General features: G+C 36.6%; 14 protein-coding genes. 6 read left to right on the top strand and 8 right to left on the bottom strand.

All coding sequences use genetic code 11. The annotated features are described in order from the left end of the window. The first annotated feature begins 35 nt into the window (after positions 1-35). The gene (locus AC27HL_RS06665; RefSeq protein WP_487080015.1) at positions 36-335 is read left to right on the top strand and encodes a hypothetical protein; all 300 of its coding nucleotides are present in this window, start codon (positions 36-38) and stop codon (positions 333-335) included. A 68-nt stretch (positions 336-403) separates the two neighbouring features. Here the strand turns inward: AC27HL_RS06665 and AC27HL_RS06660 are convergent, their stop codons facing one another. From AC27HL_RS06660 to AC27HL_RS06650, 3 genes are all read right to left on the bottom strand, one after another. After that, complete coding sequence (locus AC27HL_RS06660; protein WP_487080014.1) at positions 404-892, bottom strand: DUF3016 domain-containing protein; 489 nt, start codon at positions 890-892, stop codon at positions 404-406. Between the two features lie 69 nt (positions 893-961). Further along, positions 962-1,522 carry a DUF4136 domain-containing protein gene (locus AC27HL_RS06655; protein WP_487080013.1) on the bottom strand — a complete coding sequence of 187 codons (561 nt, stop codon included), beginning with the start codon at positions 1,520-1,522 and terminating at the stop codon, positions 962-964. Positions 1,523-2,174: 652 nt separating this feature from the next. Next, a complete protein-coding gene (locus AC27HL_RS06650; RefSeq protein WP_487080011.1) occupies positions 2,175-2,795 on the bottom strand; it encodes a DUF2306 domain-containing protein in 621 nt (206 codons plus the stop codon). Positions 2,796-3,059: 264 nt separating this feature from the next. Here AC27HL_RS06650 and AC27HL_RS06645 point away from each other — a divergent pair, with 264 nt between their 5' ends. Beyond that, the gene (locus tag AC27HL_RS06645) at positions 3,060-4,259 is read left to right on the top strand and encodes a helix-turn-helix domain-containing protein (protein WP_487080010.1); all 1,200 of its coding nucleotides are present in this window, start codon (positions 3,060-3,062) and stop codon (positions 4,257-4,259) included. A gap of 10 nt (positions 4,260-4,269) precedes the next feature. Beyond that, on the top strand, positions 4,270-4,665 hold the full coding sequence (locus AC27HL_RS06640) for an EAL domain-containing protein (protein WP_487080744.1): 396 nt from the start codon (positions 4,270-4,272) through the stop codon (positions 4,663-4,665). Positions 4,666-4,753: 88 nt separating this feature from the next. Here AC27HL_RS06640 and AC27HL_RS06635 read toward each other — a convergent pair whose 3' ends face one another. Together AC27HL_RS06635 and AC27HL_RS06630 are read right to left on the bottom strand one after the other, a co-directional pair. Beyond that, a complete protein-coding gene (locus AC27HL_RS06635) occupies positions 4,754-5,887 on the bottom strand; it encodes a helix-turn-helix transcriptional regulator (RefSeq protein WP_487080009.1) in 1,134 nt (377 codons plus the stop codon). Positions 5,888-5,903: 16 nt separating this feature from the next. Continuing rightward, positions 5,904-7,043 (bottom strand): helix-turn-helix transcriptional regulator, encoded by a 1,140-nt coding sequence (locus tag AC27HL_RS06630; protein WP_487080008.1) that lies wholly within the window; start codon positions 7,041-7,043, stop codon positions 5,904-5,906. A 606-nt stretch (positions 7,044-7,649) separates the two neighbouring features. Here AC27HL_RS06630 and AC27HL_RS06625 point away from each other — a divergent pair. Beyond that, positions 7,650-8,837, top strand: a complete 1,188-nt coding sequence (locus AC27HL_RS06625; protein WP_487080006.1) for a hypothetical protein — start codon at positions 7,650-7,652, stop codon at positions 8,835-8,837. 179 nt (positions 8,838-9,016) lie between these two features. Here the strand turns inward: AC27HL_RS06625 and groL are convergent, their stop codons facing one another. The 3 genes from groL to AC27HL_RS06610 all read right to left on the bottom strand — a co-directional run bounded on the left by groL (position 9,017) and on the right by AC27HL_RS06610 (position 11,649). Continuing rightward, a complete protein-coding gene (gene groL, locus AC27HL_RS06620; protein WP_487080005.1) occupies positions 9,017-10,669 on the bottom strand; it encodes a chaperonin GroEL in 1,653 nt (550 codons plus the stop codon). Positions 10,670-10,742: 73 nt separating this feature from the next. Next, positions 10,743-11,033, bottom strand: a complete 291-nt coding sequence (locus tag AC27HL_RS06615; protein ID WP_487080003.1) for a co-chaperone GroES — start codon at positions 11,031-11,033, stop codon at positions 10,743-10,745. 106 nt (positions 11,034-11,139) lie between these two features. Next, a complete protein-coding gene (locus AC27HL_RS06610) occupies positions 11,140-11,649 on the bottom strand; it encodes an FxsA family protein (RefSeq protein WP_487080001.1) in 510 nt (169 codons plus the stop codon). A 243-nt stretch (positions 11,650-11,892) separates the two neighbouring features. Here AC27HL_RS06610 and cutA point away from each other — a divergent pair, with 243 nt between their 5' ends. After that, complete coding sequence (cutA, locus tag AC27HL_RS06605) at positions 11,893-12,204, top strand: divalent-cation tolerance protein CutA (RefSeq protein WP_487080000.1); 312 nt, start codon at positions 11,893-11,895, stop codon at positions 12,202-12,204. Between the two features lie 5 nt (positions 12,205-12,209). After that, the gene (locus tag AC27HL_RS06600; RefSeq protein WP_487079998.1) at positions 12,210-14,054 is read left to right on the top strand and encodes a protein-disulfide reductase DsbD; all 1,845 of its coding nucleotides are present in this window, start codon (positions 12,210-12,212) and stop codon (positions 14,052-14,054) included. Positions 14,055-14,148 lie beyond the last annotated feature (94 nt).

Genomic DNA, 14,148 nt, shown 5'->3' with positions numbered 1-14,148 from the left:
GCGCAATTGAATAGCACAAATAAATATGAGTAGTTATGAGCGAAGCGGTACACAAACAACTGGTCGATAATATTTCGATAATCTTAAAAAAATCGTTAGCAGCAGACGATGCACTGAGCACTATGCGTGAAGCAAAACAAGCCGGCTTTTCAGCAATTTTTACTGCAGATGCTGGCTTTAAATGCTCTGCGAATACCTTCCAACCCTATGTGGAAGAAGTTGCGAATGACTTAGTTTTTTGGCAAAAAACATCTGATCAACAAACCCTTATTGCTTTAGTTAAAAAGATTGAGCAACTATTTACCGTATTGAGTAAATTCGAACAAAGCAAATAAGCTTTGCTTAAAAAAATAAAAAACGCAGCTAAGCTGCGTTTTTTTTTATCGTTGCTGCCAACTAAAAACTACTCAGTAAAGGTGTCTTTAAACCAGTCATCAAGCATTTCCTTCTCATAACCCAGTGCTTGACTGCGGTATTTAAGACCATTGTGCATTAAGAACCCCATATCTTTTAATGACACTTCTTCGCTTTTGATCACAGAGTTATCGGCATTTAATAGCTGATAGCTAAACTCCATACGCGGAAAGAAAATATCTTTCACTACACGAATACGCTTTATACCACCATGATTAACATCACCAGCTAAATCTATATTGGTAACTTCTAAGACCAATTTTTGCTCTTCTGGTAATTTCTCAGCCAATTTAGCAAAGTGCTTTTCAAAAGATTTAAAGGTTCTTTCTTTAAAGTGCTTTCGATGCTCTTCACCGGCATCAATATCAGAGTATTTATCAGGGTTTGACCACTTAATTTCAACTTCTGCGGCTTGTGCATTACTTACTTGTGTAAGTGCTGTTGCTGCTACTATTAAACATGCTATTGATTTATTCATTACATTACCCTCTCTCACATCTTTCAGTATAGTAGACCTTATTCTGAGATAAAAGTGTGTCAAAAATTGTTAATGAAATTTATGAAATTGAACTAACACCATATTTAGTACATAACGCCGGCGTTGTTGCCTTTCTTGTTCAGTTGCATCTTCTTGAACAAAACCTTGAATAACGCCATGCCAAATACGTTGCTCAGTTTTCGCATCGGTAATTTCAATTAATATACTGCCTTTATCAAGCCCTTGGCTTTCTTGTAACCCAGGCGTGATACCAAATTCTTCAGCAATGCGACTATCATCTAAATCTTCAGATAGTGCTAATACAAATTGAATATGCAACTCAGCAATGTCACTACCTTGTATTTCCTGAAATCCATGTTCATTCAAGTTTGCTTTGATGGCACTTGCATACTGCTGATATGCATTTTTAATTTCACCTGTTCTATTTTTAACCTTGCGCAAATGTTGTGGTGAAATGCTGTATTTAGTGCCCTGGGAAAATTGAGTAGGAATATCCCAAACACTTGTTACGGCTAAGTTCGAAACTTTAGTATCTGAATTTACCGGTACTTGTACACAAGCAGTTAGAGAAGCAGCCACGAATAGCAAAAATAATTTTAATAAACGCATAAGTATAAACCCCTAAAAAGTACTAGAAACAGAAGTAAAGCTATGTTGACCTAACAATCAATAAATGTATATAAAATCAGCATCTTAATTTGCAACAATATGTAGCGCTAGTTATAGTCTTTGCATACTGCCCACAACACACCCTTCTCTTATTGAACCCTCGAAAGAGACCATAATTTTTCTTTTGTGAGCCTTTAGGCGCAATACTCGCCTGGCTGCTAAAATCAAATCGCGTGTTTTGCCGCAAGCATTTTATCGGTCAAACTAGGCTTTTCTCTTTATATAACGACACCTAATATCAAAAACCAAACTATCTGCCCTTAACCAAAAATTGCATTAGTCACTTCAAAGAATGGAGTAGTCGATAAAAATGATAGTCCCGAGAAAAGTGTTAACACGCCAACACCCCGACAATAAAGCCCAAGTAATATAATGCAGAGCTGAATATTTTGTATTTTAGTTCCACATCACTGATTGCCAAAAGCCATACAGCACCAACTAACTCAAACCCACCACCCAACTCATGAGCATGCCTACATTAATTTTTTGTTTTCACATACCACAACTGTAATCAAAAATATCAATCCTTCACCTAATAGCTAGTGTAGCCGCAGATAAACCACCACTAACCTTCGGGCAAAGTTACAAGTGATTAATATGCCTGACGTTTAAGCTTTTCTTTAATAAAGATAAACTCTACGATAGCCAGATTGATAGCAATACCGAGTAAACGACCGTAGTCATGTTGGATTTTGCTTAATAGAGCAAAAGCACTTTCCAATTGCCCAAATAATAAATATATGATGGCTTCAACAAATAAAGGAGTGACAGCCGCAAGGGTTATAGCAACCGCCCTAATCATCCACTTACGATGAACTTGAACATTTCCGTTAATAATGTGCCACAGAGCCAGTGAAAAAGTGGCACACATGGCAATACTCATAATAACCAATGAAGCATAGCGCATGCCAAATGTATCGGGAGATAAAACATGATGCATCCAAACACCCGACACGGCTAGTACACAACCAGAGATTAATGCAATACGCCCGCCTAATTTATGCCAATTTGAATTTTTCTTTCTTAAAGCAGGTGAAAACTGAAATGGCATAGTGAGGAAAAGCAAAACCCCTGAGCTAGCATGAACCAAAATTGCAGCTGGCGTTTGAAAATACACAGCGTTAATCAGAGATGTCATATCAGCACCAACAGACGGACCTATAATAACAAGTGCCAGTAGAAAAATAGCCGGCACACCAGGGATACCAGTCATAAAAAGTAAGAAGCCAACAATAGGCCAATTAAAGGATGTTTTATTCAATATAGAAGTTTTATTTGTCGGTTTTATTAAAGGCATTTTACTCACTCTCATAGTGACTAGCTAAGGTTGAGTGAATTATGTAGAATGCTCATGAACAGGTCGTCCGAGCATGTTGACACGAACATTATATTAGTCTTACCTTGTAGGGAAAGACATTTAAAACATCTCAAACAAACCCATTTTATATGGCTTACAAGGCAGTTATAAGGTTTTACTTTGATTGATAACCCAACATTGCTCGCACTGAATATTTCCACTCTGGTAATCATTGCTTTTAGTGTCAACTTGCTCGTTTTGCGCTCTTTTGAGCGACAAGTCTATTTACCATTGGCCATTTTTTTACTGGCGATAGGCGTTATCATTTGTCGACCAACACTTGCCGTTTTCTTTCCTCAGTTACAGCCAGCTTTTCTTATTTTTTCACTACCAGCCATCTTGCTTATTGCCCCCTGCTTTTGGCTTTATGTTGAAGGTCTTACTTCCGAAACAGCTTGGCGATTTACGCGAAAATCAAAATATCATTTTATAGCTTTTGCTATCGGCGCCTTTGTCGCTATTTCATCCATACTCTTGCCGGCAGAAATTAGCTACGCCTTATTAGTGGAAGGCAATGAAGATATTTTGCAAAGCCCCCCCATAGTATTGCGTTATTTCATTTACGGGCTACTTATCACGACGTTTGCACTAGTGCTAGGCTGGGTTATTCAGTCAGGATTTTATTTTTATAAAATTATTCGACGACTAAGTAACTACCGGCAACATTTAAAAGACTTGTTTTCCAGTACAGAATCTAAAGAGATCCGCTGGTTAAGTTGGTTACTTTTTGCCGTTGGCATCGTTTGGGCCGCAACCGTTATCAATATAGTTTTAGATAATTTATTTTTACCAATTCAATGGGATGCTCTATTATCTAACTGTATTATTTTTGTGATGATCTGGAGCATATCAACCTGGGGGCTTAGACAAAAACCAGGCTTTGAAGAGTTGTACAACAATAACAAAGACAGTAAAAAAGAAATAGTTGAAAATGACATTCCTCAAGCTAAATACCAACGCTCAGCTTTAGACCAACAACAGTCGTCACAGATTGCCGAAAAAATCGAACAAGCAATGCGTGAAGATAAACTCTATTTAGACGCCTCGCTCTCTCTACAGAAATTAGCAAAACATATCTTCACCTCGCCTAACTACATTTCGCAAACACTGAACGAAACACTAGGCATGAACTTTTTTGATTACGTCAATAAATACCGCGTACAGGCTGCTCAACAACACCTTGAACATACCAGCGATACTGTATTAGATATTGCTATGACAGTAGGCTTTAATGCAAAGTCTTCCTTCTACACCGCCTTTAAGAAAGAAACGCAGCAAACCCCAAGTCAATATAGAAAACAATGTGCAACGAGCAAGTAAATAGAGAAAGCTGCCTAGTTTTATTGAAAATATCAAACATGCCAGCTCAACATTGCAACAAATTCGGCAATTAGGTATTAAAAACTCAATTGATGATTTTGGCACGGGCTTTTCATCTTTAAGTTATTTAACTCAACTCCCCTTTGATACTTTAAAAATTGACGCCAGCTTCATTTCTAAGTTGCCTGCTGATCTCAAGCAATGCCAAATCGTTAAATCTGTTATTGCCATGGCGAAAGGCTTAGATTTAACGTTAGTCGGTGAAGGAGTCGAAACCATGGAACAAGCTAATTTTCTAGCGGTTAACGGTTGTGATGTTATACAAGGATATTTGTATTCAATACCCGAAAATGCTGAAGGCGTTGCTAAACATCTCGCAGAGCATCAACTAATTCCATCGGATTAGAGACTATAGATGTCTGGAGGATGTCATTAATTTAAAAATAACGTTGAATATTAGACTTACATGCTCTTTGCTATGTATTGAGTTCATTTCAAGACTTAAACAAACTTAAAGTTACCATCAACTCGGTTTGGGAATTTACGCCTACCTTTGCAAAAATAGCTTGTAAATGGGTGCGCAATGTATTGTAGGTAACATTAAATTCGTGAGTTAAATCATTGAGTTTTTTCTTACTATATAATGCCCTTAACAACCGCTCTTCTTTTGGCGTTAGCTCAAATTCACTCACAATTAATGACCAGTTTAAAATCTGTTGAAAAGTCACCGTAACCAAACAGCAAGGAATATCTATTTCATTAAAACTGTTTCTATTTTTTAATGGCGAAACAGTAATTAGGATACAACTACTATAATCATTCTCAATAATAATTGATTTTTGTAACCCTATCTCTTCAAATGCTAGTGACGCGCATTGTGAAATATAGTCTCTTAATTGCAGACCGTACACTCCATGATTAACCTTGAGTCGTCCTTTGTAAAATGAAATAACACATGAATCATCAAGCTGTTTATTCGAGAACTCATTACACATCAATATATTAGAATTTTTATCGCAAACGATAACTGCTTTCCCTGTTTGATCTAAAATGCTTTTAGATATATTGGCGTAGTTTTTATACAACTGTAGGGTTTTAAAAGTATGAGCTGCTCGACTGATATGCGGCGTTAGCAGCTTGATTAAATTAAAATCATTTTGGTTATATGGTTCATCAAGCTCACCTCTATTGATACTATAAAATGAGTCATATTCACCATCTCGTATTAGTATTGCGCCGAGGCAATGATAAGCTTTTAGTGGAGCGAATACGCTTCTATAGTATTCAGTATCTTTATGTAGCGCGATATCAACATGCTCACTAAGATCAAGCGACTCGCCTTCAGGTTGCATTTTAGTAATATTGTAATACGGGTCTTCTTCAAAACGTCGGTAATATTCTTGCACCAATTTAGTGTCATGTTCAAAATTTGATTGAAATTCAAGTAATAAAGGAGTGCTTTCAGTAAGTTTTTGAATAATGAGAATGGCTTTATTTGATTGGGTTACATCAATAATTTTATCAAGTAAATCAGCCCATCGTCCAGACAGCGATGCATCGTAAATATCACCAATTAACTCAGAAAGTTCATAAGGTGTTAAGCTAATATTTAACACTTGCTCATTCATATACTGTCATCTCGACTTAAGATTTAAACATATTAAGTTTAATCATCAACTCAGTTTGAGAATTTACCGCAACTTTTGAAAAAATAGTCTGTAAATGAGTTCGTAAAGTATTATAGGTAACATTAAACTCACTCGTTAAGTCATTTAGCTTTTTCTTACGATAAATTGCTTTTAATAACTGTAGTTCTTTCTTGGTTAACTCAAATTCTTCTGTTATTAATAACCAGTTAAGTGTTGCTTGAACGCTAATAACAACTAAACAGCAAGGCACATCAATATCATTAAACGTATTTTGTCGTTTTAATGGCGAAACAGTAATCAAAATACTTTCTAAAATACCCACTTCAATAATAATCGACTTTTGCGTACCAATATCAGTAAAAGCCAGAGAAGCACTTTGTTTAACGTAGTGCTGTAACTGATTATTGTATACCCCATGGTTAATGATTAACTTACCATTATTTATTGCTACCACACTGGTTTTATCTAAATGATCATGAGCAAATTCATTACATAGCAACACTTGTCCATCACCACCACAAACCACAATTGCCTTATCCGTTTGATCTAAAATACTTTTAGAAATACTAGCGTAATTTTTATACAAACGTAGCGTTTTAAAGGTATGAGCAGCACGGCTTAAATGCGGTGTTAGTAACTGAATTAAATTGAAATCTGCTTTACTGTACGGCTCATCATATTCAGCACGATTAATAGCGTAAGCCGCATCATACTCGCCGTCTCTAATCAAGATGCCACCAAGACAATAATAAGACCGCATAGGCGCAAAAATTCGACGATAATATTCACTATTTTTATGCAATGAAATATCAAGATGCTCACTAAGGTTTAACGACTCCCCTTCCACTGCCATACGCGTTATTTGGTAATAAGGATCTTCAGTAAATCGCTGCTGGTATTCAGACAATATACTAGGTTCATGATCAAAATTAGTTTGAAACTCTAATAATAGTGGGGCAGGTTGCGAAAGTTTTTGTAGTACAAAAAAGGCCTTATTTGATTGCGTAGTGTCAATAATTTTATCAAGTAAATTTGACCACTGATTGGTTAACGCGGCATCATAAACCTCCCCTATCAACTCAGAAAGCTCAACTGGATTGAGGTTAATTTCTCTATCATTTTCTCGGTAATTCATTCCCTTACCTCAATACAAGCTTTTCTTTTGATAGTAGGATGTGAATAGAAATAAGACAATGTTGGAATGCAAATATCATATATATGTATGAGACAATGATTTAAACAATAACGAATCATCACAGCAACAAAAACAAATAAAAACAAACACATAAAATCATGGTCTATATTATGCCCTATAAAGCCCACAGTGTTTTTATAAAAACGAGAGGCATTCTAATGAAAAATCTATTTATAATCTTTCTTCTAAGTATCTCTACAAATGCCATAGCCAAAGAGCACTTCATTCTAGAAGAAAGTAAATTTAATTGCCGTCAACCAAGTAATACTTCACTCAATACGACTCAAACTACTTATTTTCAAACTGATATTGTTGTAAGCACTCCAGGAGAGTCCGATCAATGTTCACATCAATGCAAAAAGGAAAGTCATCGCTGCAATAAGCAATGTAGCTCTATTGATGATATTTATGAGCGCTCTTCATGTAATAGTAGCTGTTCAGATCTTTACTTAAGCTGTATAAAAAATTGTTATTAACTTTTTACATTACCCCTTTACGTCATGAAATAATCCACTTCCAAAACTCAGTACTTATGTAGGAGTGACAATGTATACAATTAACTTAATAGTTATCATAGTTATTTTATTACTAAGTGGCTGTGCAGTAATGCCTATTGCAAAAGGCCCTCAGGCTGTATATGTAGCAGAAAGTGAAGTTGAAAATGCTAGACGATTTGTAGGCATCTGGCATGCAGATACGGATGAAGGGCCTAAAGAATTAAACTTTAAAGAAATCCATGATTTAAAGTTTAATTTAATGCATTATTATGGAAAAAATAGAACTCCTTACCTTTTAGAAGACTTATCAATAAAGAATAATATTTTAGCATATAAATTTCCCGCAGGATGCTCAGGAAAATTCACACTAATTGATGATGAAACATTGCTAATGAACTGCTCGTATTGGGCGGGAACATTCGATTTTACATACATAAAAGTTGGTGATGGAAAAAGGAAAACAGCGAGTAATTCAGATAGAAAAAGCAGCACGGTCTTAAATAATATTTCATCACCAGATATCCAAAAAATTACTTTAGATTGTAGAATGAAGTACTTAAATGATCCTATAGCTCAAAGTAATTGTTTAGTTGAAGCAATGAACAATTCTAAACTTAATACTCAAGTTAAGCCTTCTTTGGATAAGATAAACACTAAGAATCTTCAAAACTTACTCTTAAATTGCCAAGCTAAATATCCAAATGATTACGAAAAACAATTAAATTGCACTACAGCGGGAATGGATAAATCAATGCCAAACCAAATGATGGAAGCAATAAACGTATTAAAAGCAAAGCGCGATAATAAACCCAAAAATCATATAAGCTCAACACCTAAACCTTCTTTTATTAAAAAACATGAAGTGCTAATCAGTTGGAATTTACCCCAGTATACCGACCGTATTCATAAAACTGACATTTACGATAAAACAGGAAAAATACAAGTACCTTTAGGCTGGTATAGCATGATAGTAAAAGATAGAAAGCCAAATGCAAACTTTCCATCATTTGATGCTAGCTTCACAATTAAGAATAATACTGAATGTAGTATGTTTTTTAATGGCTACTTCTATAGAAATGGAAAAGCTATAACTGTTTTAGATTTTGGTAGTGGCTTATTAATAAAACCAAAAGCGATGATTAGAGACGCGAAGAAAACCGTTTCTATTAATAAAAATGTAAATGCTAACTTATCATTTACTCCTAATGACACTTACTTCTTTGATTGTAAAATTTAAAATAGCATAAAAACAAAAAGCCCGAATATTTCTATTCGGGCTTTTTTGAGCTGTAAATAGCAACTGCTATTTATGCGCAGAGTAAATCGTTTAGAACAAGGCGCTGGCAGCGAAGCATACGTTTATTTGTATGTGAGCGTAACAGCAACGATGTTATCGACGATTTAATCAAGCATAAATTACATCATGCCACCCATTCCGCCCATACCACCCATGCCGCCCATATCAGGCATTGCAGGAGCGCCAGCATCTTTAACTGGGCTATCAGTTACCATAGCTTCTGTTGTTAACATTAAACCGGCAACTGAGGCAGCAAATTGTAAGGCACTACGAGTTACTTTAGTTGGGTCAAGAATCCCCATCTCTAGCATATCGCCGTACGTGCTATTGCCTGCGTTATAACCAAAGTTACCTTCACCGTTACGAACTTCGTTTAATACCACTGACGCTTCATCACCACAGTTAGTGACGATTTGGCGAAGCGGAGCTTCCATTGCACGAATTGCCACGTTAATACCGTGTGTTTGATCTTCGTTAATGCCTTCTAAGTCTTTAATTGCATCAGCAACGCGTACTAGTGCAACACCACCACCGGCTACAACACCTTCTTCAACTGCGGCGCGAGTCGCGTGCAATGCATCTTCAACACGCGCTTTTTTCTCTTTCATCTCAACTTCAGTCGCTGCACCAATTTTGATAACAGCTACACCGCCAGCTAATTTAGCTAAACGCTCTTGAAGTTTTTCTTTGTCGTAATCTGAAGAAGAATCTTCAATTTGGCCACGAATTTGGGCAACACGTGCTTGAATTTCAGCTTCTTCACCAATACCATCGATGATAGTTGTGTTATCTTTAGAAATCACAACACGTTTCGCTTGACCTAAGTCTTCTAATGTTGCTTTTTCAAGCTCCATACCAATCTCTTCAGAAATAACCGTACCAGCGGTTAATGTTGCAATATCTTGTAGCATAGCTTTACGACGGTCGCCAAAGCCAGGAGCTTTAACAGCTGCAACTTTCACGATACCGCGCATGTTGTTCACTACCAATGTTGCTAATGCTTCACCTTCAACATCTTCGGCGATAATTAATAGTGGCTTGCCAGCTTTTGCAACACCTTCAAGCGTTGTTAGTAACTCACGAATGTTCGATACTTTTTTGTCTACTAATAAAATGAATGGGTTTTCTAATTCAACCGCACCACTTTCTTGGTTGTTGATGAAGTATGGTGATAAGTAACCACGGTCAAACTGCATACCTTCAACAACGTCTAATTCGTCAGTTAAGGCTTGGCCTTCTTCAACAGTGATAACACCTTCAGTGCCCACTTTTTCCATCGCTGTGGCAATGATTTGGCCAACAGTTTCATCAGAGTTAGCTGAGATGGTACCTACTTGTTCAATTGCTTTGTTGTCGCTACATTCTTGCGATAAACCTTTTAATGATTCAACGGCAGCAACAACAGCTTTGTCGATACCACGTTTAAGGTCCATTGGGTTCATGCCCGCTGCGATAGATTTTAAACCTTCGTTTACAATGGCTTGTGCTAAAACTGTAGCCGTAGTCGTACCGTCACCGGCTTCATCATTGGCTTTAGAAGCAACTTCTTTCACCATTTGTGCGCCCATATTTTCGAACTTATCTTCAAGTTCAATTTCTTTCGCAACAGAAACACCGTCTTTAGTGATTGTTGGGCCACCGAATGATTTATCTAAAACTACGTTACGACCTTTTGGACCTAACGTTACTTTTACTGCGTCTGCTAATACGTTTACACCGTTAAGCATTTTAACGCGAGCGTCATTACCAAATAATACGTCTTTTGCTGCCATGTTCATGACTCCTTATAAACTGTTCTTTGCATCAATTAAAATCAATACAATAAAATGAGTTAAAAAATATTAATTATTCTACGATGGCTAAAATGTCAGACTCTGACAAAATTAGCACTTCTTCGCCGTCAATTTTTTCAGTTTTCATGCCGTAACCTTCACTGAAGATCACTTGGTCGCCAATTTTCACATCTAATGCACGAATTTCACCGTTTTCTAGAATTCGGCCCTTGCCAACAGCAACTACTTCACCACGTGTAGATTTTTCAGCAGCACTACCTGTTAGTACAATACCGCCTGCAGATTTTGATTCTACTTCTTTACGTTTGATGATCACACGATCGTGTAATGGACGAATACTCATTTCTTTCTCCTGAGATGTTCTATTTAATAAAAAATAAAGGATTTTAATTTTGTTGATTCAAAGATGGGGATTAAATAAAACTTCACAAGCCCATCATGATAATTTTTTAATCTTTGCGTTCAAACTCGCCGTCTAAAGTTTGGCCTTTATGAGGAGGCTGAATATGTTCTTGAAATGGATTATTTTGCTGCTTAGCAAAATCATCTTGGCTCTGTGTTTGTTCATAGGTATGAAATTGAAAGCCCTGTGCATTTGTATTATTCGCTTTGAGCTGAGACTTTACACTCGTAACAATCGCGTTTCGTACTGCAGGCACGAGTAAGCTTAAACCAAAGAAGTCAGTAACAAAGCCGGGGGTAACTAATAATACGCCAGCAACCAACAACATTAAACCTGTTACTATTTCATCAGAGGGCATTTGTCCTTGTGCCATTTTAGTTTGTACTGAGTTTAAAGTCGAAAGGCCTTGTTGACGGACATATTTTGCGCCAAGCCAAGCAGTGAAAATAACAATAGCTATGGTTGGCCAAACGCCGAGCACGGCACCTATTTGCATTAAAACAGAAATTTCTATAATTGGAATAATAATAAAAAGTACAAATAAAAGACGAAACATATTGGCTCCCAATAATCTTTATTGAAACTAATATGGGGGTTAGCAGGTCTTTTTCAAGCGAACTCGCTTTTTAAGAAATTGCCAGCTGTTTTTCAAGGGTATTTTGTTAAGCAGTGCAGCTATGTATTTACTGATTGAAATAGAATAGCGTAAACTTAATTAATCACGACATTTCGTAATACATTTATCACTCAACTAAATTATATTGCGACAGAATAAGTTTTTATTAAGGTCTTTTTGGTAATGTATCAATTAATTTTATGTACATGTCCAACTAGTGTTATTGCACAAGATATCGCGAAGCAATTGGTTAATGAAAAGCTTGCCGCTTGTGTCAATATACTACCGAACATAACTTCGGTATATTGTTGGCAAGAAAACGTAGTCAGTGAGACGGAAGTACAGTTATTCATAAAAACTAAATTGGAATATTTTGAATTGCTTAATGAGAGAATAAAGCAACTGCATCCGTACGACACTCCTGAAGTTATCGCATTGAACATCCAGCAAGGCGATCATCAATATTTAAACTGGATAAATGAGTCTTTGAAATAACGGTTATGAAAAAAGTTGTTGCTGTTTTTTGGTTAATATTAACCTGCTTTACGTTTGCAAATGCGCCAATAACATATGCGCAAGATTCAATTTTTAACGCCCCTGCTTCATTATTCAGTAATGATGATGAATTTTTAAAAGTTGATGATGCGTTTATTTTTGATTTTCACCAGCAAAAAGATAAGTTAAAAATTAGCTTTAATATTGCTGATGGTTATTACCTTTATCGCCATCAATTCAAGTTTACCACTAACAATGCCACTATAGTGGAGGTCAACTTGCCTGAAGGGGAACATCACGAAGATGAATTTTTTGGTGTTCAACAAATATTTACTGATCAGCTAGCCTTTACAGTCAACATTAGTGAAGCCCTTAATGATGCAAGCATTACTATTCGTTACCAAGGCTGCGCTAAAAAAGGCTTATGTTACCCACCTACCAAGAAAACCATAGACTTAAGTGAAGTCGCTTTTTCAGCAAGTACTGAAAACAATGCACAAAATGTACTGCAAGCACTTGCCACATCAGCTGACTCTCAAGCTATCAACACTGACGTAGTAAACAAAGCCACAAGCAGTGAGCAACACCAGCTTGCCGACATGTTAAAAGGCGATAATGTTTGGTTAACATTGGCGGCCTTTTTTATTGGCGGGCTACTACTTTCTTTTACACCATGTGTTTTCCCAATGTACCCCATTTTAACGGGAATTATTGTCGGTCAAGGTGATAAATTATCTACCAAAAGAGCATTTTCATTATCTTTTTTCTATGTACAAGGTATGGCGATAACATACACCTTACTTGGCATTGTCGTGGCAATTGCAGGAGCGCAATTTCAAGCCATGTTTCAACATCCTGCGGTATTAGTTGCACTAAGCGTGCTTTTTATTTTCTTAGCCTTGTCAATGTTTGGCGTATTTAACTTAGCTTTACCAAGCAGTTGGCAAAACAAGCTTAATCAACTTAGCAGCAATCAAAAAGGTGGCTCGTATGTTGGCGTATTAGTGATGGGCGCTATATCTGGTTTAGTCGCCTCACCATGTACCACCGCACCACTAACTGGGGCATTATTATATATTTCTCAATCGGGAGATATTGCTCTAGGTGCATCAGCATTATACGCCTTAAGCTTAGGTATGGGTTTACCTTTACTTATTTTAGGTAGTTCTGGCGGGAAGTTATTACCAAAAGCTGGCAACTGGATGAATGTTATTAAGAATATCTTCGGTTTGCTATTACTGGCGGTACCGGTATTTTTACTCGAACGCTTTTTACCAGCATTAATAATTGAAGTTATGTGGGCTGCACTTATTCTGGCAACTGCAGGTTACTTCTATACGGTTAATCAAAATTCAGAGAAAACATTTGGCTTTGGTTTACGTAGTATTATTATTTTCTTAATTTTCTTTATTGGCGCTAATAAAGCCTATCAATTAGTTTATCCGACAGAGCAAATTGCAACATCGCAACAAAGTGAGCAACATGGCTTTGAACATGTAAAAAACTTAAGCGAAATGAATCAAGCCATTGCTAAAGCAAACGCACAAGGCAAAACAGTAATGGTTGACCTTTACGCAGATTGGTGTGTTGCTTGTAAAGAGTTTGAAGAATACACCTTTTTCGAACCTAATGTACAACAAGCATTATCTGGCTCAGTACTACTGCAAATTGATTTAACCGATACAGGCTCTAAAGACAGTGTTGAGCTAATGTCGCACTTTGAAGTATTTGGCTTACCATCTATATTATTCTTCGATAAAGCGGGCAAGGAGTTAACACAACGCCGAGTTACCGGTTTTATGGCTGCTGAAGAGTTTTCAAGGCATGTAAATGCAACCTTTACTAAATAATGTTTAGGACGGATTACAAGGTAATAAAAAAAGCGCCCTAAGGCGCTTTTTTTTATTAACGTAATTTCAATCAGTGTTTTTCGCATTCACGAGT

Source organism: Colwellia aquaemaris (genome assembly GCF_057548755.1).
The sequence above is the reverse complement of the archived record's forward strand: the minus strand, read 5'-3'. Positions and strand labels throughout refer to the sequence as shown.

Bases quoted from the DNA above. Each gene is read 5' to 3' on its own strand.
- AC27HL_RS06665 (WP_487080015.1), top strand. From the start codon at position 36: ATGAGCGAAGCGGTACACAAACAACTGGTCGATAATATTTCGATAATC.
- AC27HL_RS06660 (WP_487080014.1), bottom strand. From the start codon at position 892: ATGAATAAATCAATAGCATGTTTAATAGTAGCAGCAACAGCACTTACA.
- AC27HL_RS06655 (WP_487080013.1), bottom strand. From the start codon at position 1,522: ATGCGTTTATTAAAATTATTTTTGCTATTCGTGGCTGCTTCTCTAACT.
- AC27HL_RS06650 (WP_487080011.1), bottom strand. From the start codon at position 2,795: ATGACTGGTATCCCTGGTGTGCCGGCTATTTTTCTACTGGCACTTGTT.
- AC27HL_RS06635 (WP_487080009.1), bottom strand. From the start codon at position 5,887: ATGAATGAGCAAGTGTTAAATATTAGCTTAACACCTTATGAACTTTCT.
- AC27HL_RS06630 (WP_487080008.1), bottom strand. From the start codon at position 7,043: ATGAATTACCGAGAAAATGATAGAGAAATTAACCTCAATCCAGTTGAG.
- AC27HL_RS06625 (WP_487080006.1), top strand. From the start codon at position 7,650: ATGTATACAATTAACTTAATAGTTATCATAGTTATTTTATTACTAAGT.
- groL (WP_487080005.1), bottom strand. From the start codon at position 10,669: ATGGCAGCAAAAGACGTATTATTTGGTAATGACGCTCGCGTTAAAATG.
- AC27HL_RS06615 (WP_487080003.1), bottom strand. From the start codon at position 11,033: ATGAGTATTCGTCCATTACACGATCGTGTGATCATCAAACGTAAAGAA.
- AC27HL_RS06610 (WP_487080001.1), bottom strand. From the start codon at position 11,649: ATGTTTCGTCTTTTATTTGTACTTTTTATTATTATTCCAATTATAGAA.
- cutA (WP_487080000.1), top strand. From the start codon at position 11,893: ATGTATCAATTAATTTTATGTACATGTCCAACTAGTGTTATTGCACAA.
- AC27HL_RS06600 (WP_487079998.1), top strand. From the start codon at position 12,210: ATGAAAAAAGTTGTTGCTGTTTTTTGGTTAATATTAACCTGCTTTACG.